Here is a 22,083-nt window from a genome sequence, read left to right on the forward strand (position 1 = left end):
TGGCGATAGGATTGCTGCATGTGGCGCGGGACACTGGCTCCGCCGGCAGGAATGCTGGCTAGGACCATCACCCAAGTCACAAGGAGCGTTGCAATGAAGTCATTTACCGTAGTCCTGAAGTCCCTGCTACTGGCGTTGCTGTTGTCCTCGAATGCGTATGCACTCGACAAGGTCGATATCAACACCGCGTCTGCTGAGGAATTGGACAAGGTGCTGATAAATGTCGGGCGATCAAAAGCCGAGGCAATTGTCGAGCACCGTCAGGCAAACGGTCCCTTCAAAAGTGCCGAGGAACTGGCATCGGTCAAGGGCATCGGACTCAAAACGGTCGAACGGAATCGTGACCTGATCGAAGTAGGAGCCACGATGGCTCCCGCCAAGAAGGCTGCCAAGGGGGCGGCTGTGAAACCGGTGGGACGGCGTTAAAGGGAAGGGATCCGAGAGACGGTTCGACGCGAGGATGCGTGGCCGCAACCTAACTGGACAGGATGTCTGGGGGATGGCTGGAAGCCGACAAGGATGTGGAATCGTCCGGTGTTGCACTTGGATGTGCAGCCGGGCGCTTTTCGTTTTGGGTCGCGTGAGTTGCGAGCGCCGAAAGCGTAGGGACTGCAGGAAAGTGCCGGTCGCCGCACGAATGCATGGGTCACCGCAGAAAGGCGCCAGTTACAACATGACTGCCTAAGCGCAAAGCTTCGGGCACAATGCGCTGATGCAGCTGACAGACCTGAACAGCCAGGTGATCCGGGCTACCGACTACCGGCGCGAACGATGGCGCAATCAATTGGGCTGGACACGCGAGATCCTGCGGCTTGGCAATCCAGAGTCGTGGGCGCTGCGCTTGTCGATCGCCGAGATCGAGCAGGACGCGGCGTTTTCTGCTTTTCCGGGCATCGACCGCGAGCTGGTGCTCTTGCATGGCAATGGTATGCGGCTGCGGTTCGGCGACCCTGACAGCAGTGTCAGTAATAGCGATAGTGGTGCCAGGGATGTCGGCGACGGGAATACCAATGGAAGCAGCCGTGATCGCAGTTGCCAGTTGCTGCCGCCCTATCAACGGGTTCGGTTCGCTGGCGAAGAAACGGTCACTGCGACGCTGCTCGACGGGCCGACCCAGGATTTCAATCTGATGTGGCGGCGCGACACGCTGCACACTGAACTGCTGCATCGCCCTCTGGTCGGCACCATGCTGTTTTTCGCGGATCCGGGCAGCGCCTGGGTGGTCCATCTGCTTGCAGGCCAGGCCGACTTTGGCCGCGAGACTGATCTGCCGCCGTTGGCGGCCGGCGATACCGCGTGGTTGAGTGCGTCGACGCGGACCCGATACGCGCTCGATGGCGGTGGCGAGTTGCTGGCGATCAGGGTGAGTCCTCTCTAGTTGGTACATGCGCGCGATCGCGCAGTGCCCGCGTGTTGATCCAGGTTCGGGTTGCCAGTGACGAGGTGGCAATGGCGTGCGATGGTGTGAATGACTGGCACACCATCGCGCGGCCAACCGGCTAACGTAAATGGTGATCGGGACGCGCATGCGCTCGCTCAACCACTGCGGCTCCTGCAAGCGGTGCGCGCGCATCTGACGAACGCCCGAATCTCCAACCCACACCTCAAATCACTTCGCTCGTCGGGCAGGAACCGTTCCGGACGCTTGGAACTTCGACGGATGTTGCTTTGGTGGCCCTTCGTCAGGTTGTGTCAGCGGCACTCAATACACGTCGCGGCGATAACGTCCCGTGCGTAACAGCAGCTGTATGACATCTGCACCGAGAATGCTATCGAGCGTGTGATCCAGCTCCGGCGCCATGCTGCGCAGGCTGCCCAGCCATCTGACAAGCGCTGCCAGTGCAACTAAAACCAGGCCGTTGCCAAGCCATACGCGTGTCGTTGCAGCGCTAATGTCGCAGCCAGATAGCACTCGAATGCAGGGCTCATGAATTCGTGCAGAGCGCCGTCCTCGCGCAGCACAAAGCGCACCGCCAGCGCTGCGTTGCGTGCGTAGGCAAGCCCGTCATCGACGCCGAGCACGGTCATCGCAGTCGCTCCGGCATCGGCGTGCATGGCCTCGGTTGCGAGCACGGTGACTGCTGCGGGAGCGTGCGGGACCGGCGCGCCGGTGCGCGGATCGAAGGTGTGTGCATAACTCCTGCCGTCGGTGCGACGTCCCCCCCGCCCTGAGTAGCGGCCGGGTTTAGAGTCCGGGCCTGATGATATCGGTGTTTGCCAGATGTTGGGCATAAGCGGCCGGCGTCATGCCGCCGATTGCTTTTTTGGGTCGGTCCTCGTTGTATTCGCGTCGCCAGCGTTCGATCTCGGTGCGCGCGTGCAGCAGTGTTGGGAACCAGTGCTCGTTGAGGCATTCGTCGCGTAGTCGGCCGTTGAACGATTCGACGTAGGCGTTCTGGTTCGGTTTGCCCGGCTGGATGAGCCGTAGCTGCACACCACGGGCGTGCGCCCAGGCGACCATCGCCCTGCCGCAAAACTCCTTGCCGTTGTGCCTCGAGGGCAGGCTTCGCGCTCAGTGCGGATCACCTGCGGCAAACCGCGACTGTGTGCCAGTCGGTCCAGCACGCGCGCAACGCCGTGTCCCGAGATCGCGCGCTCCACGTCGATGGCGACCGCTTCGTGGGTTGCGTCGTCCACGATCACCAGAGACTTGATCACCCGGCCTTCGGCGGTGCGGTCGAACACGAAGTCCATCGACCACACCTGGTTGGCCTGCGATGGCCGCAACAATGGTTGGCGCTCGCCCACCGGCACCTTCTTGCGCCTGCGGCGCCGGACCTGCAACTGCTGTTCGCGGTACAACCGCTCCACACGCTTGTAGTTCACGACGCGTCCTTCCTGACGAAGTTTGAGATAGATCATCCCCACGCCATAGCGGCGATGGCGATGCGCCAGCGCAAGAATGCGCTCGCGTAGCTCAACGTTGCGGTCTTCGCGCGGGCAGTAGCGCAGCGCACTGGCGCTCATGCCGATCGCCGCCAAGGCGCGACGCTCGCTGGCACCGCACCCGATCCACTCGCGCACCAGCGCACGACGCGCCGGTGCGCTCACCACTTTTTTCGCAGCGCATCCTTGATCAGGTCGTTTTCGAACAGCTGCTCGGCCAGCAACTTCTTCAGCCGCGCGTTTTCGGACTCAAGGTCCTTGAGTCGCTTGGCATCGGGCACGCTCATCCCGCCGAACTTGCTGCGCCACAGGGAGTACGAGGCCTCACTGAAGCCATGGCGCCGGCACAGGTCTTTGATCGCCACGCCTGCTTCGGCTTCGCGCAGGAAGCCAATGATCTGCTCTTCGGTAAAGCGCTTCTTCACGTCCAATCTCCTTGGGGTAGGGAATTGGACTCCAAACTGAGGCGCTACTCAAAATCGGGGGGACGTCGCAGTCACCTCACGCAGCAAGGCACGCAGGCGCGGGTGATTGGCATTGGTCAGCAGCGGCACGAGTTGTTGCAGGAAGCCTGCGTGTCCGCTTGCGATTGCACGCCGCATCCATCGCTCGGCCTGATCGAGGTCGCCAGCATCTGCAAGCAAGGTGGCATAGCTGGCCTGGCCGCGAAAATCGCCTGCTTCTGCGGAGCGGCGATACCAATCGCGCGCAGCAGCTGGATCGGCATCGCAGGCCAGGCCTTGGTCGAGATAGCGCGCGAGGAAGTTCATCGACTTGGCATGCCCGCGTTCGGCGGCGCTGCGATACAAGGCCAACGCCTGTGCGTGGTCTTGCGCTACGCCGCGCCCGGAGGCGTACAGATGTGCAAGGTTGTACATGCCCCAGTCCAGCCCATGCTCGGCGGCGCGGCGATACCAAAGCACTGCCAGCATTTCGTTGCATACGGTGCCGAAGCCGAGTTCGTGGCAACGCCCGAGCTGATTCATCGCTTCCGGATGCCCCGCATTGGCGGCAACTTCGTACCACAGCATCGCCGTGGCCGGATCTACGGGAATGCCGCGTCCTTCTGCGTAGATCTGCGCGAGCAGCAGTTGTGCATCCACATTTGGATCAGTCTGGCCCGCAACAGCCTTGTGCAGCACTACGAGTGCTTGCTCAGGTTGCGTGCGCAGCAAGTCGATCAGCTGTGCGGTGTTCCTTGCTGGCTCAGACATCGGCCCACTGCCGCAACAGGTTGTGATACACGCCGGTGAGCTGGAGCAATGAGGGATGCCCGGGCGTGTCGTGCGTGAGCTGTCGAATAGAGACATCCAGCTCGAACAACAGGCAGCGCTGCGCATCGTCGCGCAGCATGCTTTGCGTCCAGAAAAAGCACGCCACACGCGTGCCGCGGGTCACCGGCATCACCCGATGCAGGCTGGTGCCCGGGTAGATCACCAGGTGCCCGGCCGGCAGCTTGATTGACTGCGTGCCGTAGGTGTCTTCGATCACCAGCTCGCCACCGTCGTAACTGTCCGGTTCGCTGAGGAACAGCGTAGTGGAAACGTCGGTGCGCACCGGGTCCACCCCGCCGCGGCTGCGGTCGTAGCGGATCGCGTTGTCGACGTGATACCCGAACGATTGCCCGCCGCTGTAGCGATTGAACAGTGGCGGATAGATGCGCCGCGGCAATGCCGCCGAGAAGAACGTGCTGCTGCGCGACAGCGCCTCCAGCACCAATGCGCTGGCTTCGCGTGCGATGGCACTGTCTTCGGGCAACTGTGCGTTGTCCTTGGCCTGTGCGGATTGATGGCCGGCGGTGACGCGGCCGTCTGCCCAGTCGGCCGCATCCAGCCGCGCGCGCAACTCGATGAGCTGTGCGGGCGTCAGAACATTGGGAATGTGCAGCAACATGGGGCGGTCTCCACGCCGCCCGCACCGGGCCGACGGCGTGCCAAGAGATTAGAAACTAAACGTGGCTCTCAACACTGCCGAACGGCCTTCGCCAGGCAGCGCCCAGCCATTGCCGGCAGTGACGGTACCTGCGGCATTGACGGTGAGGTTGTTGCGGATGCTGGTGTAGTACACCTGGTCGAACAGGTTGTTGACGTTCAATTGCAGGCTGAGCCAGTCGTTGACGCGCAGACCGACCATCGCACGATGCACCCAATAGTCGTCGGTCTTGACGTACGCAGCCGCCGAGGAGTTGTTCGGATAGAAACCGCCTTGGTAAGTGACGCCGTAGCCGAAGGTCCACTGGTTGAGTGTGTAGGTGGTCCAGATGTTGCCGGCATTGCGCGGCGTCTGCACCAGTTCGCGTCCGGCCACCGGGTCGCCGGTGAGGCGTTCGGTGCGGTTGGACACGCTCTGCAGCACTTCGCTATCGAGGAAGGTGTAGTTGGCGAAGATCGACCAGCGGTCGGTCAGGTAGCCGGCCGCGCCGAGTGCGATGCCGTCTACGCGTGCCTTGCCGTCCAGCACCTGTTCGGGGATCAACGGATCGCCGCTATTGACCTTGTAGTTTTCGCGCTCGTTGCGGAACATCGCAGCGGTCAGCGCCAGACGTTCGTTCAGCACATCCCACTTGCCGCCCAACTCGATGTTGACCGCGCTTTCCGGTTCGACATTGCAGTTGGCACCCGCCGTGGCGGTGGCGACCGGCGTGCAAGAACCGTTGACCGACGCCTTGGATGGCGTCTTGCTGTTGGCGTAGGACAGATACAGGCTGGCGTTTTCGGCCGGCTTGAATACAAGGCCGGCGCGGTAGGAGAACAGATCTTCCTTGCTGCCCGCCGGGAAGCCTGCGGTCATGCCGGTGATACCGCCAGTGGTGTTGACGGTGTAGGTGGTGGTGTCGCCCTCGTTGTGCTCGTAGCGGCCGCCCAGGTTGAGCATCCATTGTTCGTTGAACTGCAGCGTGTCGAACAGGTACACCGCCTGGTTGGTCAGGCTGCCCCTGCTGCGGCCGGTACGGAAGTAGCTCTGCGGGCCGGTCCAGATGTTGTATGGATTGTCGAACGACTGCAGCGGATAGGTGATCCCGGTGGTGGAGCTGTCGGCATTGCGGAAGATCGTACCGCTATCGAGTTCGAAGTCTTCCTTGCTGAAAGCCACACCGGCGACCACGCGATGTTCGATCGCGCCGGTATGCAAGGTCGCGGTCAGATCGGTCTGGCTATGCGCGATGAAGTTTTCGGTATCGCGCACCAGCCCGCGCGGGCCATTGTCGGGACTCCAGGTGGCTGGCGGCTGGCCAACGCAGGCGTGGCCGGTATATGCGTTGGTGTTGTTGGGCAGGCACCAGGCGCCTTCCGGCGCGGTTGCGATGGTGGTTTGATCCACACGTTGCAAACGCGCCAAGCTGCGCAATGTGACGTTGTCGTCGAAGTCCATTGCCAGCACGCCGGTCAACATGTCCACATCGATTTCCTGACGCGACACATTGCGATACCCGTAATAGGTCTCGCGGTCCACGCCCGGCAGCGGGCCATCGTTGAAAGGGCTGAGCGCGAACGGCACGCCGTACTGCGGCAGATTGTTGTCGTGCTGGTGCAGGTAGCTCAGGGTGAAGCGGGTATCGGAGCCCAGGCCGAATGCCACCGAAGGCGCAAAGCCCCAGCGGTGACGGAATTCTTCATCGCGGCCCGGTACATCCTGGGTGTGGCCCATTGCGTTCAGGCGCACCGCGATGCCGTTTTCAAAGTCGTGATTGCTGTCGGCAGTGAGCCGGCCGTAGCGGTCGCTGCCGCCACCGATCATGACGTTGGTGAAGTCGCCCTGGCCGGCGGTCTTGGTGACCAGATTGATGTTGCCGCCAACCGAGCCGGCGCCGGACATCGCCGAGTTGGCGCCGTTGATCAGCTCCACCGCTTCCAGATTGAAGGTGTCGCTGCGGCTGTACTGCGCGCTGTCGCGCACGCCGTCGGTGGTGATGTCGCTGCTGGCGGTGAAGCCGCGCAGATTGATGCTGTCGCCGTAACCGCCGCCGCCTTCGCCCGCGCCGAAGGTGATGCCGGGCAAGGTGCTGAGCACGTCGCGCAGCGACAGCAGATTTTGCTGGTCCATGGTCTGCTTAGTGACCACGGTGATCGTCTGTGGCGTATCGCGCAGAACCTCGGTGTACTTGGGCGAGGACGGCTTCTGCGCGCGTTCCTGCTGCACCCGGATCGCATCCAGATCCACTGCGCCTGGAGGCCCAGGCGCATCGCCGGGCTGGGCAAAAGCAGGAGCGGACAGCGTCAGCAACACGGCCGAGGTGAGCGGGGAAATCCTGGGAGTCATGGGGTGTCTCAAATAGGAAAGCGAGGCTCCGGTCTGGCGATGGCTGGGCGGATGCGGAATGCGATTCGAAGGTGCGTCCGCTAGCCCGATGCGATCCGTTGCAACGGCCGTTCAACACCCATGCCCAGGCCCCGCGGGAGTGCACGCAGGCGGGATGGACGTGGCGAACTGGTGTCGAGCAAGCGAGCAAGGGTGGGCGCATGGGATAGCAGGGGGGGCCAGCTGTTAAGAAGGCCTTGAGGGCTGCTATATTAAATGCAAATAGTTCTTGTTTGCAATCTTTGTTGCGAACTTATATCGCCGCGGTGACGTGACGGGTTGAAGCGCTACCGTCAGTTAGATTGCGCGGCGATTGAAAGTGGGCGGAAGCCGACGGAAAGTACTGCTGGCCCCTGATTGCGGGCTGCACTCAGCGGTCGTCGCGGGTCCAGATGCCGTTGTGTTCGCGTTTGACCGGGAACCTCGGCACGGCGGTGTAGGCGGGCGCGCACAACGGGCGACCGTCGCGGATATCGAAGCGGGCGCTGTGCAGCTGGCATTCGATGGTGCCGCTTGCCGGGTCGAAGGTGCCGGGAGACAGTTCGTAGTCTTCGTGGCTACAGCGATCTTCCAGCGCGTACAGCTCACCGTCGAGGTTGAAGACCACGATCGGTGCGTCGGTGACTTCGTCCCAGACGGTCTGCAATTCACCGGGCAGCAGCGCCTCGCTGGCGCAGACGAAGGTCCAGGTCTCGCTCACAGCATTTCGCCGCCGAGCGGTTTTTCCAGCATTTCTAAGCGCAGATCCTGGCGCAGCGGCACGCCGACGCGTTCATCGCCATATGGAAACGGCTCGATGATGCCGGTGCGGCGATAACCGCGTCGCTCATAAAACGCGATGAGCTCGGCGCGTAGATCGATCACAGTCATGCGCATCATCGACAGCTGCCAGTGGCTGTAAGCGATGCGCTCGGCCTCGGCCAATAGCGTCTTGCCGAGCCCGTTGCCTTGCAGTGATGGGTCGACCGCAAACATACCGAGATAGCCGGTGTCATGGTCATCGGCGACATGTGCGCAAGCGAGCAGCCGCCCCTCCTGTTCAAGTAATAGCACCAGACTGCGCGCGCGCAGCAGCTCTTCGCGCAGCACGGCGGGGTCGATACGCCCACCGCTAAGCAGATCGGCCTCGTTAGTCCAGCCAACACGGCTGACATCGCCGCGGTAGGCCGAGTTCACCAGCAAAGCAATGGCGTCGATATCGTCGACGGTGGCGGTGCGGAACATGGTGGGCTGCATGTGGAGCAGTTTATCGGGATTGGGGATTCGTAACGCGAAAGAACGATTTTTTAAGCCTTGCCGGGCGTTTGATTGCCGCGTCGGTCTTAGGTTTTGCGGTTGAGCATTTCGCCAGCGCACGCACTCTGGCGCAAGCGTTATCGGTGAGCGGAACGCGTTTGAATCCCCAATCCCGAATCCCCGCTCTCGATCAGCCCAGCAGCCGACTCACCTTCACCAGCGCAGCAACAAAGCGCTCGATCTCGTCATGCGTGTTGTAGAACGCCAGCGAGGCGCGGCAGGTTGCGGCGACGCCGTAGTACTGCAGCAGCGGATGCGCGCAATGCTGGCCGGAGCGGATCGCGACGCCTTCCAGGTCGAGCAGGGTGGCCAGATCGTGTGCGTGTGCGCCTTCGATCAGGAACGACACCACCGCCGCCTTGTCAGGCGTGGTGCCGAAGATGCGCAAGCCGTCGATGCGCTGCAGCTCTTCGGTGAAATGCGCGAGCAGTTCGGCTTCGTGTGCCTCCACGTTCGCCAGACCGACCGACTCCAGGTAATCCACCGCTGCACCCAAACCGATGAAACCGGCAATATTCGGCGTGCCCGCTTCGAACTTGTGCGGGGCGTCGTTGAACACCGTGCCGTCGAAGCTGACTTCCTTGATCATCTCGCCGCCGCCCAGAAATGGCGGCATCGCCTGCAAGTGTTCCCGACGTGCCCACAGCGCGCCGGTGCCGGTCGGGCCGCACATCTTGTGGCCGGTGATGGCATAAAAGTCGCAGCCAATGGCGGCTACGTCGATGCGCCGATGCGGCGCGGCCTGCGAGCCGTCCACCACGGTGACGATGCCGCGCTTGCGCGCCTCGCGGCAGATCTCGCGCACTGGATTGACTGTGCCCAGCACGTTGGACACGTGCGTGATTGCAAGCAGCTTGACCTCCGGCGTCATCGCCTTGCGCAATGCGTCCAGATCCAGTGCGCCATCGGGCGTAATTTCCGCCACGCGAATGGTCGCGCCGGTGCGTTGTGCCACCAGCTGCCACGGCACGATGTTGGCGTGGTGCTCCATGCGCGAGATCAGGATCACATCGCCAGCGCCCAGGCGCGGCAACGCCCACGAATACGCCACCAGATTGATCGCAAACGTGGTACCGCTGCACAGCACCAGTTCGTCAGCGCGCACATTGAGCAAGCGCGCCAGTTTGCTGCGCGCCCCTTCAAAGGCGTCGGTGGCTTCGGTCCCCAATGCATGCACGGCGCGGCTGACATTGGCGTTTTGACGCCGATAGAACTCGTCGGTTGCGGCAATCACCTGCAACGGCTTTTGGGCGGTGTTGGCGTTGTCGAAATAGATCAGCGGCTTACCATGTACCTGCCGCATCAGCAGCGGGAAATCCAGACGTACGCGGCCCCAATCGGGCGCGCCGCTCTGTGGGACGGCGGGTGCGTTCATGCCACGCCTGCCAAGGTCAATGCGCGGTCCAGCTGCGATGCCAGCACCGCGCTCAGCGCAGTTGGCAGTACGCGCAAAGGCTCGTGGCAGAACGCGGCGCAGAGCAGGCGCTGTGCGTCGGCTCGCGGCAAGCCGCGCGAGCGCAGATAAAACAAGGCGTTGTCGTCGAGCTGGCCGACGGTGGCGCCATGCGCGGCCTGTACTTCGTCGGCATCGATCACCAGCACAGGCTGGGTGTCGATCTCGGCATTGGCCGATAGCAGCAGATTCTTGTTGGACAACCGGGCATCGGTGCCGTCGGCACCCTGGCGGATATGGATGCCGCCATGGAACACCACGCGGCTGCGATCGGCGCCCACGCCACGCCACACTAGCTGGCAGGCAGTGTCGCGGGCGATATGCTCGATGCCAAGGCGTGTGTCGACATGGCGGCGGCCATTGCCGAGCAGCACGCCATTGGCGGTGAGCTGGGCATTGTTGCCTTCCAGACGCACGTTGAGTTCGTGCCGCGACAGACCGGCGCCCAGTTCCAGATCCACACGCTGGTAGCGCGCATTGCGTGCCAGCACCGCATCGGTGCGCAGCAGTGAAGTCGCGTACGCACTATCGGCCTGCACGCGCGCGTGCGACAATGTCGCATCCTGCGCCAGATGCACATGCATCACGCTGTTATCCAGATGCGCGGCATCGCCGACATGCAGGTGATGTTCGACCACATTCAGTGCAGCGCCGGCACGCAGCTCGATCAGATGCCGGTGATGCCAGGACAGATCGTGCTCGCCCGCAACGCTCACAAAAACCAGGTGTAACGGAAGCTGGATCTGCGCGCCTTCCTGCACACATACCAGCACGCCCTCGTCGGCAAGCGCGGCATTGAGGCGGGCGAAGATTTCGTCGCTGCGTTCGAAACGGCGGCCGAGCAGTTGCTGCGCACCGTCGCTGGCAGCCAGGGACGCGGAAAAAGTCTCCAGATGCAAGCCGTCAGGCAGCGTCGAAAGATCGCTCAATGCCTTGGACGGACGCCCGTTGACGAACACCATTCGCGGCACCGGGATATTGTCCAGCACGGCTGCATCGACCAACGTCGGCACCAGCGGCGCGGGCTGAAAACTGCGCCGCTCCAGCTGCCGTAGCGAGGTGTATTTCCAGGCTTCGGCACGTGGGCCGGGCAGGCCGGTCTGCAGCGCAGCATCGAGTTCGGCCCGGCGCGCGTCGTTGCCGCAGAAGCCGCGAGCGAGGGATTCCAGCAAGGCGCTCATCAGGCAGCCGCCTCAGGCACCACACGGTCCTTCAGAAAGTGGTAACCGTGCTTTTCCAGTTCCAACGCCAACTCCGGGCCGCCGCTCTGCACGATGCGGCCTTCGGCCAGCACATGCACCACGTCCGGTTTGATGTAGTCGAGCAGGCGCTGATAGTGCGTGATCACCAGGAACGAGCGCTCCGGCGAACGTAGCGCATTGACGCCGTCGGCCACGCTTTTGAGCGCGTCAATGTCCAGGCCGGAGTCGGTTTCATCCAGGATGGCGAGCTTGGGCTCTAGCACGGCCAGTTGAAAGATCTCGTTGCGCTTCTTTTCGCCACCGGAGAAACCTTCATTGACGCCGCGATGCAGCAGCTCGTCCTTCAGATGCAGCACGGCGAGCTTCTGGCGCACCAGCTTGAGGAACTGCATCGAATCCAGCGCGTCTTCGCCACGCGCCTTGCGCTGCGCATTGAGTGCCGCACGCAGGAAGTAGGTGTTGTTGACGCCGGGGATTTCCACCGGGTATTGAAACGCCAGGAACAGGCCGGCAGCAGCGCGCGCTTCCGGTGCCAGATCGAGCAGATCGGCGCCTTCGAACTGCACAGTGCCCGCGCCGACCTCATACCCGTCGCGGCCGGCCAGCACATTGCCTAACGTAGATTTACCCGCGCCATTGGGCCCCATGAGGGCGTGCACCTGGCCTGGCTGGATGTCCAGCGACAGGCCTTTAAGGATTTCTTTGCCGGCGATGCTGGCGTGGAGGTTGTTGATCTTCAGCATGGGATGTGTAATTCGAGATTCGGGATTGGTAAAAGCAGGCAGCTCGGATGGCACTCGGAGCGGGGGCTTTGCCAATCCCCGATCCTCAAGGCCTACTCACTGACGGCAGCGTCAGCCGACGCTGCCTTCCAGCGAGACTTCCAGCAGCTTCTTGGCTTCCACTGCGAACTCCATCGGCAGTTCGCGGAACACCTGCTTGCAGAAGCCGTCGACGATCAACGACACCGCGTCTTCCTGGCTAATGCCACGTGCGCGGCAATAGAACAGCTGATCGTCGCTGATCTTAGAGGTGGTGGCCTCGTGTTCGACGGTGGCGCCCGGATTTTTCACCTCGATATAGGGGAAAGTGTGCGCGCCGCACTGCTTGCCGATTAATAGCGAATCGCACTGCGTGTAATTACGTGCGCCATCGGCATTGCGGTCTACCTTGACCAGGCCGCGATAGGTATTTTGCCCACGCCCGGCGCTGATGCCCTTGCTGACGATCTTGCTCTTGGTGCGCTTGCCGATGTGGATCATCTTGGTGCCAGTATCGGCCTGCTGACGATGGTGGGTCAGGGCGACCGAATGGAACTCGCCTACCGAGTCGTCGCCGAGCAGCACGCAGGACGGATACTTCCAGGTGATCGCCGAACCGGTTTCGACCTGGGTCCAAGTTACCTTGCTGCGCGCGCCACGGCATTCGGCACGCTTGGTGACGAAGTTGTAGATGCCGCCGCGGCCTTCCTCATCGCCTGGGTACCAGTTCTGCACGGTCGAATACTTGATCTCGGCATCCTCCAGCGTGACCAGCTCGACCACTGCGGCGTGCAGCTGGTTTTCGTCGCGCATCGGCGCGGTACAGCCTTCCAGGTACGACACGTAAGCCTTGTCCTCACACACAATCAAGGTGCGCTCGAACTGCCCGGTGTGGCCGGCATTGATGCGGAAATAGGTGCTCAGTTCCATAGGGCAACGCACGCCTGCCGGAATGAACACGAAGCTGCCATCGGAGAACACCGCCGAATTGAGCGCGGCGAAATAGTTGTCGCAGACCGGCACCACGCTGCCCAGATATTGTTTGACGATCTCCGGATGTTCCTTGATCGCTTCGGACATCGAGCAGAAGATCACGCCCTTTTCGGCCAGTTCCTTGCGGAAGGTGGTGCCGACCGAGACCGAATCGAACACCGCATCCACCGCCACGCCGGCCAGCCTGGCGCGCTCGTGCAACGGCACGCCGAGTTTGTCATAGGTGTCGAGCAGCTCCTGGGGCACGTCATCCAGCGAGGCGTACTTTGGCCCCTTGGGTGCGGAGTAGTAGCTCAACGCCTGGAAATCGATCGGCGCGATATTCAACTTCGCCCACTCCGGCATCGGCATCTTCAACCAATGGCGGTATGCCTCAAGACGCCAGTCGGTCATCCATTGCGGCTCGTCTTTCTTGGCCGACACCGCACGGATGACATCTTCGTCCAGACCGGGCGGGAGCGAGTCGGATTCGATCTCGGTGATAAAGCCGGCGTCGTAGCGTCGGCCCAGCCGTTCGAGGATCTCGGCGTTCTGCGGAGGAGCAAGTTCGGTGGCCATCGGGCTGCCTACAGGTCAGGTGGTCGCGACGCGTGCGACGATGGAACGCCGACGGCTGTCGCCAGGGAAAGAGAGAGGCTGCAACATTTGCGCAAGCGTGACGCGACGCAGCGCATCGCCGACCACGTCGTTGATCAACCGCCAATTCGAACGCACGCCGCATTTCTGCGCGATGCCGCACTGGCTGTGATCCTGGCTGCATTCGGTGATCGCCAACGGGCCTTCCATTGCTTCGACGATTTCCACCAAAGTGATTTCACTGGCCATGCGTGCAAGCCGGTAGCCGCCATGCACGCCGCGCAGTCCTTCGACCAGGCCCGCTTGCGACAACGGTTTTAGGATCTTGCTCACGGTTGGCGCTTCCAGCCCGGCGTGTTCGGCCAATTCGCTTGCACTGAGCACCTGACCGCTGTGTGCAGCCAATACGGTCAGCACAACGGTGGCGTAATCGGTGAGTTTGGTGACGCGCAACATGAGAAGGTGGGAAATCCTAAAGCGGACCGAAATTGTACTCTTTACAGAAGTGCAGGGCCAACAGCCCGGTTCAGCCAGCGTCAAGCGCAGGGCGTTGCAGGCCACGGCGCGCTTGTGCTTGGCGCATCGACGCGCTGCAGTCACAATGAGCGGCCCCATCACCGGACCCCTTCATGTCGCGCAAAGTTGCCGCCCGCAAGTCACGTATCCACGGCAATGGCATGTTTGCCCTCGTCCCGCTCCGCAAGGGCGAGCGCATCATTCAATACAAGGGGCGCTTGCGCACGCACGCAGAAGTGGATGCCGACGACAGCGGCGGTGTGGAGAGCGGGCACACGTTCCTGTTCACGCTCAACGACGACTATGTGCTGGATGCCAACTACGAAGGCAATGTCGCGCGCTGGATCAACCACAGCTGCAATCCCAATTGCGAAGCGGTCATCGAAGAGGCCGAAGGCGACGACCGCAGCAAGGACAAGATCTTCATCGAGGCCAAGCGCGCGATAAAGGCCGGCCAAGAGCTCACCTACAACTACGGCATCACCCTGAGCGAGCGCCACACACCGCGCTTGAAGAAGATCTGGGAATGCCGTTGCGGCTCGAAGAATTGCACCGGCACCATCCTGCAGCCCAAGCGCTGAGCACTCGCACGTTGTCGTCGCACTGATGCGACGACGCACACATCTGTTCACCGATGCGCAACACACACCTGCCTAAGGCCCGGGCTTCTTTGTAGTATGGAGGCCACTCTTACGATCAAAACCGATCTGAGCAATGCCGGCGCACGCTGGCAGGATGCAGAGTTGGTGGTGGATGGGCAGCTGATCACCAGCCGCAAGCTGCAAGCCCGATGACATTCCAGCCTTCAGCGCTGCAGTGGGGAATGCCTTGGCCGGGTCATCGGCGCATCAGTAGATGGAATCGCAAAGGCCCGGCGTTGAGACGTCGGGCCGTTGTCTGGATGCAACATCCGATGCGTTGTACGTTGCTATCAGTGCACCAACCATGATCCAGATAGCGAGACTGCGGATGCTTATTTCCCGGACAGCGCCGCCGCCGGTACCAGTTGTTCGATGTTCTGATTGAAGTTCACCGCCACATGTCCGTTCTGGATGCCAACCGATTCCACCTGCACATTCCCCATCACCGCAGCGATTGCCGGGTCGATGCGATAGATCGGTTCCTTGCGCGCGTAATTGGACAGCCAAGCGTTGAGTAGCTGGCGCGTGCTGTTGTCGAGTTGCGCACCGGCATTGGCAGGGCGAAAATCGTCGATAGTGGGTTGATCGAGATAGAAGCCCTGCTTGGCGGTGTCGTAGCGCAACGCACTGGTCAAGATCACGTTACCGACCGGCGCCGGGGCGCCGCCGGCAGTTGCCAGCGCCAGATCGAACGCCATTTTGAGCCGATCGCCCGGCGGCAACGACAATGCCGGATTGCTGACCGTCATTTTGACCAGTCCACCCAATGCGTCATGTGTCTGCGGGAAGCGGCCACCCAGGAATTGCTGCAGGTCGCTGGCTTGCACGCTGATCTGATGTCCCCGGATCTGCGGCGCGGCCCCTGCGCTGGCGATGGGCATTGCCAGGGCGAGGGCAAGCATGGAACCGGCAAGCGAACGCAGTTTCATCGGGTGACTCCGGCAACAGGTAGCATCACATTAGTCAGTGGCGGTGAACCACGGGTTAGCGCAGCACCGGCTTGGGTGCGCAGTGTAGCGGTTACCTGCGGCGGGGTAGCTCTCAGGGGCCAGGCGCCGGCTGCACGCGCTGCAGCCGTTCCAGCAGTAATTGCAATTTTGGCCGCAAGGCATCCAATGCATCGCTGGATTGTGCGCGCGGGCGTGCGGCCAGATCTTCAAGCAATTGCGAGCCAACCGTCAGTGCGGCGCATTCGTCGCTGCTCAGGTCGCGGCGCAGGTGCAGCTCTTCGAGCAACCGCATCCAGTCGGCGCGTGCGCGTTGTTCGAATTCGATGGTGCAGCGATCATTGCAAGGGCGGCCGTCGCTTTCGATGGGCGTGACCGTGATGCGATAGCGTTTGCGGGACATGGAGGTCGCGTCTTTTCCGGGCTGGCTCCACCATAGCCGTAGGACGCAGTGGCCTCGATAGGTCAGGCCATGACGCAGTGTTCCAGCATGCTCAGTTTGCGGGCTGTGGCGCGGGTTTGAGCAGCAACGGCAGCGGATCGTACGCACCGTTGCGTCCATAGACACCATAGTGCAGATGCGGCGGCGTACCGCGCGCATTGCCGGTGGTGCCTACCATGCCAAGCTGCGCGCCGGGCTCGACCACATCGCCGACCTCTAGGCCTGCAGTCCAGTCGTCCAGATGCGCATAGTAATGCCGCTCCATTGCCGGACCCAGCAGCCAGACCTGCTTGCCGCCCAAGCCTTGATCCCTGATGGCGCTGACTACCCCGCGCGTTGCGGCCACCACTGGCGTGCCGCGTGGCGCGAAAATATCCACGCCTGCATGCGTGCGGTCGCGACCACGGGGCGCGCCAAAGGTGCCGGTAATCTGCCGCGCCCGCACGCCTTCGACCGGGATGTGCAACCGCGTAGGCGGTGGCATCTGCGACAACTTTCACCTGGTGCGCAGTTGATCGGCAATCGGCAGCTGCCAGCCCCAGCGCGCTGCCACGCCCATGGCGCACAGCAGCGCGATCGAAACCAGAACGCTGCGCACTCGGCGTGCAGGGCTACGGGTCGATGATGGACGTGCTGTTGATGGAGGCGTGGTCGATGAATCGGTCACAGGCACCTGCGCGTTACGAATCGGCAAGCAGGGTAGGGCAGCGTCGATGAGCGGCGTATGCTGTGCGCGCTGCAACGCGGGTGTAAAAAAGGCGACCCGGAGGCCGCCTTGATGCCACTGGACGCGTGCTCGATTAGAGCGCGGCGTCCTTCAACTTCTTCAGCAGGCGAGCCTTGACCTTGAAGCTTGCCGGCTTGGCTGCGAAGGTCTGCTCTTCCTTGGTGAAGGGGTTGATGCCCTTGCGCTTCGGTTTGGCCGGCACGTGGACGCTGGTCAGCTTGAGCATGCCCGGCAGGGTGAACGAGCCGGCGCCCTTCTTGTTCAACGATGCGTGTGCAACGGCTTCCAGCGTAGACAGCACGGCGCGGACGTCCTTCGGAGCCAGCTCGGTGGTTTCGGCGATGTGCGCGACCAGGTCTGTCTTGCTCAGTGCTTCTTTGATCGGCTTGGGCGCGGCGGACTTGGCAGCAGCGGCCTTGGCCGGTTTCGCAGTCTTGGTGGCGGCGACCTTTTTCACTGCCTTTTTGGGGGCAGCCTTCTTAGCGGCAGTTTTTGCCATGAGTTGTATATTCCGTGATCGTTGGTGGTGATGGGTCTGCCGACCCAGTCGGCAACGCGAAATGTAGGGCAACTGCTGCGCGCCGCCAATAGGCAAACGATGAAACAACACGAAAAAAGCTTCTTTCGACGAGAATTCGTTCACCAGCAGCGGGAAACGCGCACAAAAAGCAGTGATTCGCGCGCGCAGTGCGCGCATTCGCGCAGTGTCTGACGCACAGCAGCAGGTCGTTTGCGCGAGAAGTTGTGCACGTTCGCGTCTGCGCTGTGGTGTTGCAGGCCACCAAAACTGCCGGCGTTATCGCATGGACGCGTGTACGAGACGGCAGGTGTCGCTGGTACTGCCAGCGATTGCAAAAATGCGAGTGCGCTGCATTTGCCAGGAAATCCGCTAACTTCCGGCGGGCTGCGGCGTTTCATCTGTTCTGCGCGCCGGCTTTGGCTAGCAACAGGCGCAGGCTCATCGTTGCAGCCGCGTTCTGGCTTTACTGTCTCGTTGCGCTGAGCTCCGTCCTGACCGCTCGCGCGCAATAGCAAGAACGCCGCATGCAACTGCGCATCTCCTAATCATTGGCAGCAGACAAACAACGGCCGCGTTCGGTAGCCGCAGCGATCGCTTTGGCGGTGAGCGCTTCGAAGCCGCCAGCCTGGAATGCCTCGATGGCCGCGTGCGTGGTGCCGTTGGGCGAGGTCACGCGGCGGCGCAGCACATCCGGTGCCTCGCCCGATTCAGTCAGCATGCGCGAGGCGCCGAGTAGCGTTTGCAGCACCAGCGTACGTGCGGTGTCGGCGGGCAACCCCTGCGCTTGCGCCGCAGCTTCCATCGCTTCGGCTAGCAGAAAGACATACGCCGGGCCGCTACCGGAAACGGCAGTCACTGCATCCATCTGCACTTCGTCCTCGATCCAAACGGTCACGCCCGCGCTGTCCAGTAGTTGGGTCGCCTGCGCGCGTTGCGCAGCGGAAACCTGGGGATTAGCGTACAAGCCGGTGACGCCGGCACCCAGCAGGGCGGGCGTGTTGGGCATCGCGCGCACCACCGCGGCATTGCCACCCGACCAGCGCTGCAGTTGCGTGGCGGTGATGCCGGCAGCGATGGACACCAACAGCGGCTGTTGTGCCTGCGCAAGGTCGGCCAGCTGCGCGCACACCGATGGCAATACCTGCGGCTTGACCGCCAATACCCAGATGTCCGCAGCTTCGACTGCGGCGCGCGCATCTTCTACGGCATGCACGCCGAAGTCGCGTGACAGCGTCTGGCGCAAATCGGCGACCGGCTCGGCCACACGGATGTTGGCGGCGGGCACGCCTTGCCGGATCAGCCCGGCAATCAGGCTGCGCGCCATATTGCCGCCGCCGACGAAGGCGATCAGCGCAGCGATGGAATGCGAAGACGTGGACGAAGCAGGTGTGGTCATTACAGCACCTTCAGAACTTTGCTAAGGGGAGTCGGCTTCGCGGACGCGCGATGCCGATCAGATGGATGCGGCAGACGAGCAATCGCGTGCACCGAACAAGGCCGTGCCGACGCGCACCATGGTCGCGCCGGCCGCGATCGCTTCGGCGAAGTCCGAGCTCATGCCCATCGACAAGGTGTCCACCTGCCGATAGCGGCCTTTGAGTTGCTCCAACAGCGCCTGCATGCGGGTAAAAGCGGCGGTGCGACGTGTCTGTTCAGGGAACGGTGCGGGGATTGCCATCAACCCGCGCAGTTGCAATCGCGGCTGCAGCGCAATGGCCTCGGCCAGGCTGTCGATCGCCTCGGGAGCGCACCCGTGCTTGCTGTCCTCGTCGTCGATATTGACCTGGATCAGCACATTCAACGGCGCGCGGTTATCCGGGCGGTAGCGCGCCAGCAACGGGATCAGTTTGGCGCGGTCCACCGTCTGCACCCAATCGAAGCACTGGCTGGCCAGTTCGGCCTTATTGGATTGCAGGTGGCCGATCAGATGCCATTCCAGCCCCAGCGTGCGGAGGGCTACGATCTTGGCTTCGGCTTCCTGCACGTAATTTTCGCCAAATGCGCGCTGGCCCTGGGCCGCCAGGGCGGCGACGGCGTCGGCCGGCTTGGTCTTGGACACCGCAAGCAGGCGCACCTCGGCACGCGCGTGCTCGGCAGCTGCTGCATGGATGGCATCGAGAATCTGCTGCAGCGACGAAGCCGGCACGTGGCACTCCAAAAAGGACGGGAGCGCTATAGTGCCGCCCGCCGATGCTTCCTTCCAGCCGGCCATGCGTTGCGTACCGCCGTTGATGCGCCAAAAGCGCTGCCAGATCACGATCGCACCTGTCTCTGTGCGGTGCGGGCAGCACGACCCGATGCGACGCAACCTGGCCATCGATGCCGAAATCTGCGTCAGGGCAAGCGCCGTGCCTGCGCCACGGCCGAAAACCATCACCTTCAGCTCCGCGCGCCACTGCCAGCCTGAACCGGCTGCGGGCCGCTTCCTGCCAGCAGCCAGAACGCTATACTGCCGGCCGGGGAGTACCTTCCAATCGCAGCCTAGGGGAAAAGCAGCGCATGGATATCGCTGAACTATTGGCGTTTTCTGTCAAGAACAAGGCGTCGGACCTGCACCTGTCTGCAGGCCTGCCGCCGATGATCCGAGTTGATGGCGATGTCCGCCGCATCAATATTCCGGCCCTGGATCACAAGCAGGTGCATGCGCTGGTCTACGACATTATGTCGGACAAGCAGCGCCGCGATTACGAAGAATTCCTCGAAGTCGACTTCTCGTTCGAGATCCAGTCGCTGGCACGCTTCCGCGTCAATGCGTTCAACCAGAACCGTGGTGCCGGTGCGGTGTTCCGTACCATTCCCTCCGAAGTGCTGACGCTGGAAGACCTTGGCTGCCCACCGATTTTCCGGCAGCTGATCGATCAGCCGCAGGGCTTGATCCTGGTCACCGGGCCGACCGGTTCGGGCAAGTCGACCACGCTCGCCGGCATGATCGACTACATCAACAAGAACGAATACGGCCACATCCTCACTGTCGAGGATCCGATCGAATTCGTGCACACCTCGCAGAAGTGCCTGATCAATCAGCGCGAAGTGCATCGCGACACGCACGGCTTCAACGAAGCATTGCGCTCTGCATTGCGTGAAGATCCGGATATCATCCTGGTTGGCGAGTTGCGCGATCTTGAAACCATCCGCTTGGCACTCACCGCTGCGGAAACCGGCCATCTGGTGTTCGGTACCCTGCACACCAGCTCGGCGGCCAAGACCATCGACCGCATCATCGATGTCTTCCCTGCCGGCGAAAAGCCGATGGTGCGCTCGATGCTGTCCGAATCCTTGCGCGCGGTGATTTCGCAGGCGCTGCTGAAGAAGGTCGGCGGTGGACGCACCGCCGCCTGGGAAATCATGGTTGGCACCCCGGCCATCCGTAACCTGATCCGGGAGGACAAGGTGGCGCAGATGTATTCGTCGATCCAGACCGGCCAGCAGTACGGCATGCAGACGCTGGATCAGCATTTACAGGACCTGATCAAACGCAGCCTGATCACGCGCAACCAAGCACGCGAATACGCCAAGGACAAGCGGATATTCGAGTAGACGGGATTGGGGTTCGCAAAAGCGGGTCTCCTACCGATCTCAGCACAGTCCGCTCTTACGAATCCCCAATCCCGATTCTCCATTCCCGGCTCCGAAGGAGCACGCTATGAGCACCATCGACTTCACCTCCTTCCTCAAGCTGATGGCGCATCAGAAGGCGTCGGACCTGTTTATTACTTCGGGAATGCCGCCGGCAATCAAGGTTAATGGGAAGATCAGTCCGATCACCCAGACCCCGTTGACCGCGCAGCAGAGCCGCGATCTTGTGTTGAATGTGATGACCACATTGCAGCGCGAAGAGTTCGAAAAGACCCACGAGTGCAATTTCGCCATTGGCGTGTCAGGGGTGGGGCGCTTTCGTGTGAGCTGTTTTTATCAGCGCAACCAGGTCGGCATGGTGCTGCGGCGGATTGAAACGCGCATTCCCACCGTCGACGAATTGAGTCTGCCGCCGGTGATCAAGACGCTGGCAATGACCAAGCGCGGCATCATCATTTTTGTCGGTGCCACCGGTACCGGTAAGTCGACCTCGCTTGCAGCGATGATCGGCCACCGCAACCAGAATTCCACCGGGCACATCATCACCATCGAAGACCCGATCGAATTCGTGCACAAGCACGAGGGTTGCATCATCACCCAGCGGGAAGTCGGAATCGATACCGATAGCTGGGAAAATGCGCTGAAAAATACCCTGCGCCAGGCACCGGATGTGATCATGATCGGCGAGGTGCGCACCCGCGAAGGCATGGACCACGCGATTGCCTTCGCCGAAACCGGCCATCTGGTGCTGTGCACGTTGCATGCCAATAACGCCAACCAGGCGATGGACCGCATCGTCAACTTCTTCCCGGACGAGCGCCGCAACCAGCTGCTGATGGATCTGTCGCTGAATCTCAAGGGCGTGATCGCGCAGCAGTTGATTCCGACCCCGGATGGACGCAGCCGTCGCGTGGCGATGGAAATCCTGCTGGGCACGCCGTTGGTGCAGGACTACATCCGCGACGGCGAGATCCACAAGCTCAAGGAGATCATGAAGGAGTCCACAAACCTGGGCATGCGCACCTTCGATCAGAGCTTGTTCGAGCTCTACCAGGCTGGTGAAATCAGTTACGAAGACGCGCTGCGCTACGCCGACTCGCAGAACGAGGTGCGCCTGCGCATCAAGCTCTCGCAGGGTGGTGATGCCAAGACGCTGTCGCAGGGCCTGGACGGCGTGGAAATTGCCGAGGTTCGGTGAGGCCGACAGCGGTCATGCATTCGGGGTGGTGTTTGTGCTGGTCAATCCCG

Annotated in this window: 20 protein-coding genes and 4 pseudogenes; 6 read left to right on the forward strand and 18 right to left on the reverse strand. The window is 62.1% G+C overall.

Annotated features, from left to right (window positions below; translation table 11 throughout):
- Nucleotides 1-51 precede the first annotated feature (51 nt).
- On the forward strand, nucleotides 52-426 hold the full coding sequence (locus tag PD885_RS05980) for a ComEA family DNA-binding protein (protein WP_323193927.1): 375 nt from the start codon (nucleotides 52-54) through the stop codon (nucleotides 424-426).
- Between the two features lie 286 nt (nucleotides 427-712).
- A complete protein-coding gene (locus PD885_RS05985) occupies nucleotides 713-1,378 on the forward strand; it encodes a HutD/Ves family protein (RefSeq protein ID WP_002802092.1) in 666 nt (221 codons plus the stop codon).
- 467 nt (nucleotides 1,379-1,845) lie between these two features.
- Here PD885_RS05985 and PD885_RS05995 read toward each other — a convergent pair.
- The 12 genes and pseudogenes from PD885_RS05995 to PD885_RS06050 form a co-directional block, all read right to left on the reverse strand.
- Nucleotides 1,846-2,148 (reverse strand): annotated as a pseudogene (locus PD885_RS05995) (FAD:protein FMN transferase); the annotation flags it as partial.
- A gap of 37 nt (nucleotides 2,149-2,185) precedes the next feature.
- Nucleotides 2,186-3,311, reverse strand: a pseudogene (locus tag PD885_RS06000) (IS3 family transposase).
- A 48-nt stretch (nucleotides 3,312-3,359) separates the two neighbouring features.
- Nucleotides 3,360-4,100: a tetratricopeptide repeat protein gene (locus PD885_RS06005; RefSeq protein ID WP_002802084.1), complete on the reverse strand. Its 741-nt coding sequence runs from the start codon at nucleotides 4,098-4,100 to the stop codon at nucleotides 3,360-3,362.
- Nucleotides 4,093-4,779 carry a Fe2+-dependent dioxygenase gene (locus tag PD885_RS06010; RefSeq protein ID WP_002802081.1) on the reverse strand — a complete coding sequence of 229 codons (687 nt, stop codon included), beginning with the start codon at nucleotides 4,777-4,779 and terminating at the stop codon, nucleotides 4,093-4,095. The genes PD885_RS06005 and PD885_RS06010 overlap by 8 nt, the downstream gene beginning before the upstream one ends.
- A gap of 48 nt (nucleotides 4,780-4,827) precedes the next feature.
- The gene (locus PD885_RS06015; protein WP_088056708.1) at nucleotides 4,828-7,146 is read right to left on the reverse strand and encodes a TonB-dependent receptor; all 2,319 of its coding nucleotides are present in this window, start codon (nucleotides 7,144-7,146) and stop codon (nucleotides 4,828-4,830) included.
- 409 nt (nucleotides 7,147-7,555) lie between these two features.
- On the reverse strand, nucleotides 7,556-7,885 hold the full coding sequence (locus PD885_RS06020) for a non-heme iron oxygenase ferredoxin subunit (protein ID WP_002802079.1): 330 nt from the start codon (nucleotides 7,883-7,885) through the stop codon (nucleotides 7,556-7,558).
- Nucleotides 7,882-8,421: a GNAT family N-acetyltransferase gene (locus PD885_RS06025; RefSeq protein ID WP_040761909.1), complete on the reverse strand. Its 540-nt coding sequence runs from the start codon at nucleotides 8,419-8,421 to the stop codon at nucleotides 7,882-7,884. Before PD885_RS06025 ends, PD885_RS06020 begins: the two co-directional genes overlap by 4 nt.
- A 190-nt stretch (nucleotides 8,422-8,611) precedes the next feature.
- Entirely contained in the window at nucleotides 8,612-9,856 is a 1,245-nt protein-coding gene (locus PD885_RS06030) for a cysteine desulfurase (RefSeq protein WP_088056709.1), read from the reverse strand.
- Nucleotides 9,853-11,115, reverse strand: a complete 1,263-nt coding sequence (sufD, locus tag PD885_RS06035; protein WP_002802074.1) for a Fe-S cluster assembly protein SufD — start codon at nucleotides 11,113-11,115, stop codon at nucleotides 9,853-9,855. The genes PD885_RS06030 and sufD overlap by 4 nt, the downstream gene beginning before the upstream one ends.
- Nucleotides 11,115-11,879 carry a Fe-S cluster assembly ATPase SufC gene (gene sufC / locus PD885_RS06040; protein ID WP_002802073.1) on the reverse strand — a complete coding sequence of 255 codons (765 nt, stop codon included), beginning with the start codon at nucleotides 11,877-11,879 and terminating at the stop codon, nucleotides 11,115-11,117. Before sufC ends, sufD begins: the two co-directional genes overlap by 1 nt.
- Before the next feature lie 111 nt (nucleotides 11,880-11,990).
- Complete coding sequence (gene sufB, locus PD885_RS06045; RefSeq protein ID WP_002802072.1) at nucleotides 11,991-13,448, reverse strand: Fe-S cluster assembly protein SufB; 1,458 nt, start codon at nucleotides 13,446-13,448, stop codon at nucleotides 11,991-11,993.
- 15 nt (nucleotides 13,449-13,463) lie between these two features.
- A complete protein-coding gene (locus PD885_RS06050; protein ID WP_002802071.1) occupies nucleotides 13,464-13,922 on the reverse strand; it encodes an SUF system Fe-S cluster assembly regulator in 459 nt (152 codons plus the stop codon).
- A 173-nt stretch (nucleotides 13,923-14,095) separates the two neighbouring features.
- On the opposite strand from PD885_RS06050, the gene PD885_RS06055 reads away from it, so the two are divergent.
- Nucleotides 14,096-14,563 carry an SET domain-containing protein gene (locus PD885_RS06055; protein ID WP_002802070.1) on the forward strand — a complete coding sequence of 156 codons (468 nt, stop codon included), beginning with the start codon at nucleotides 14,096-14,098 and terminating at the stop codon, nucleotides 14,561-14,563.
- A gap of 111 nt (nucleotides 14,564-14,674) precedes the next feature.
- Nucleotides 14,675-14,837, forward strand: a pseudogene (locus PD885_RS21345) (DJ-1/PfpI family protein); the annotation flags it as partial.
- 118 nt (nucleotides 14,838-14,955) lie between these two features.
- Here PD885_RS21345 and PD885_RS06060 read toward each other — a convergent pair.
- The 6 genes and pseudogenes from PD885_RS06060 to PD885_RS06085 form a co-directional block, all read right to left on the reverse strand.
- Nucleotides 14,956-15,552, reverse strand: a complete 597-nt coding sequence (locus PD885_RS06060) for a YceB family lipoprotein (protein WP_002802066.1) — start codon at nucleotides 15,550-15,552, stop codon at nucleotides 14,956-14,958.
- Nucleotides 15,553-15,664: 112 nt separating this feature from the next.
- Complete coding sequence (locus PD885_RS06065) at nucleotides 15,665-15,973, reverse strand: DUF3861 family protein (RefSeq protein WP_002802064.1); 309 nt, start codon at nucleotides 15,971-15,973, stop codon at nucleotides 15,665-15,667.
- A gap of 91 nt (nucleotides 15,974-16,064) precedes the next feature.
- Nucleotides 16,065-16,706 (reverse strand): annotated as a pseudogene (locus PD885_RS06070) (M23 family metallopeptidase).
- Nucleotides 16,707-16,812: 106 nt separating this feature from the next.
- Nucleotides 16,813-17,238 carry an HU family DNA-binding protein gene (locus PD885_RS06075; protein ID WP_040761922.1) on the reverse strand — a complete coding sequence of 142 codons (426 nt, stop codon included), beginning with the start codon at nucleotides 17,236-17,238 and terminating at the stop codon, nucleotides 16,813-16,815.
- Between the two features lie 562 nt (nucleotides 17,239-17,800).
- Nucleotides 17,801-18,655, reverse strand: a complete 855-nt coding sequence (gene proC / locus PD885_RS06080; RefSeq protein WP_002802060.1) for a pyrroline-5-carboxylate reductase — start codon at nucleotides 18,653-18,655, stop codon at nucleotides 17,801-17,803.
- A 57-nt stretch (nucleotides 18,656-18,712) separates the two neighbouring features.
- Nucleotides 18,713-19,405, reverse strand: a complete 693-nt coding sequence (locus tag PD885_RS06085) for a YggS family pyridoxal phosphate-dependent enzyme (protein WP_002802058.1) — start codon at nucleotides 19,403-19,405, stop codon at nucleotides 18,713-18,715.
- A gap of 353 nt (nucleotides 19,406-19,758) precedes the next feature.
- Here PD885_RS06085 and PD885_RS06090 point away from each other — a divergent pair, with 353 nt between their 5' ends.
- Nucleotides 19,759-20,796 carry a type IV pilus twitching motility protein PilT gene (locus PD885_RS06090; protein WP_002802057.1) on the forward strand — a complete coding sequence of 346 codons (1,038 nt, stop codon included), beginning with the start codon at nucleotides 19,759-19,761 and terminating at the stop codon, nucleotides 20,794-20,796.
- 106 nt (nucleotides 20,797-20,902) lie between these two features.
- Nucleotides 20,903-22,033 (forward strand): PilT/PilU family type 4a pilus ATPase, encoded by a 1,131-nt coding sequence (locus tag PD885_RS06095; RefSeq protein WP_002802056.1) that lies wholly within the window; start codon nucleotides 20,903-20,905, stop codon nucleotides 22,031-22,033.
- Nucleotides 22,034-22,083 lie beyond the last annotated feature (50 nt).

Source organism: Xanthomonas fragariae, from assembly GCF_900183975.1.
GTDB lineage: Bacteria > Pseudomonadota > Gammaproteobacteria > Xanthomonadales > Xanthomonadaceae > Xanthomonas > Xanthomonas fragariae.

Coding starts and splice junctions, on each gene's coding strand:
- PD885_RS05980 (WP_323193927.1), top strand. CDS start 52: ATGCTGGCTAGGACCATCACCCAAGTCACAAGGAGCGTTGCAATGAAG.
- PD885_RS05985 (WP_002802092.1), top strand. CDS start 713: ATGCAGCTGACAGACCTGAACAGCCAGGTGATCCGGGCTACCGACTAC.
- PD885_RS06005 (WP_002802084.1), bottom strand. CDS start 4,100: ATGTCTGAGCCAGCAAGGAACACCGCACAGCTGATCGACTTGCTGCGC.
- PD885_RS06010 (WP_002802081.1), bottom strand. CDS start 4,779: ATGTTGCTGCACATTCCCAATGTTCTGACGCCCGCACAGCTCATCGAG.
- PD885_RS06015 (WP_088056708.1), bottom strand. CDS start 7,146: ATGACTCCCAGGATTTCCCCGCTCACCTCGGCCGTGTTGCTGACGCTG.
- PD885_RS06025 (WP_040761909.1), bottom strand. CDS start 8,421: ATGCAGCCCACCATGTTCCGCACCGCCACCGTCGACGATATCGACGCC.
- PD885_RS06030 (WP_088056709.1), bottom strand. CDS start 9,856: ATGAACGCACCCGCCGTCCCACAGAGCGGCGCGCCCGATTGGGGCCGC.
- sufD (WP_002802074.1), bottom strand. CDS start 11,115: ATGAGCGCCTTGCTGGAATCCCTCGCTCGCGGCTTCTGCGGCAACGAC.
- sufC (WP_002802073.1), bottom strand. CDS start 11,879: ATGCTGAAGATCAACAACCTCCACGCCAGCATCGCCGGCAAAGAAATC.
- sufB (WP_002802072.1), bottom strand. CDS start 13,448: ATGGCCACCGAACTTGCTCCTCCGCAGAACGCCGAGATCCTCGAACGG.
- PD885_RS06050 (WP_002802071.1), bottom strand. CDS start 13,922: ATGTTGCGCGTCACCAAACTCACCGATTACGCCACCGTTGTGCTGACC.
- PD885_RS06055 (WP_002802070.1), top strand. CDS start 14,096: ATGTCGCGCAAAGTTGCCGCCCGCAAGTCACGTATCCACGGCAATGGC.
- PD885_RS06060 (WP_002802066.1), bottom strand. CDS start 15,552: ATGAAACTGCGTTCGCTTGCCGGTTCCATGCTTGCCCTCGCCCTGGCA.
- PD885_RS06065 (WP_002802064.1), bottom strand. CDS start 15,973: ATGTCCCGCAAACGCTATCGCATCACGGTCACGCCCATCGAAAGCGAC.
- PD885_RS06075 (WP_040761922.1), bottom strand. CDS start 17,238: ATGGCAAAAACTGCCGCTAAGAAGGCTGCCCCCAAAAAGGCAGTGAAA.
- proC (WP_002802060.1), bottom strand. CDS start 18,655: ATGACCACACCTGCTTCGTCCACGTCTTCGCATTCCATCGCTGCGCTG.
- PD885_RS06090 (WP_002802057.1), top strand. CDS start 19,759: ATGGATATCGCTGAACTATTGGCGTTTTCTGTCAAGAACAAGGCGTCG.
- PD885_RS06095 (WP_002802056.1), top strand. CDS start 20,903: ATGAGCACCATCGACTTCACCTCCTTCCTCAAGCTGATGGCGCATCAG.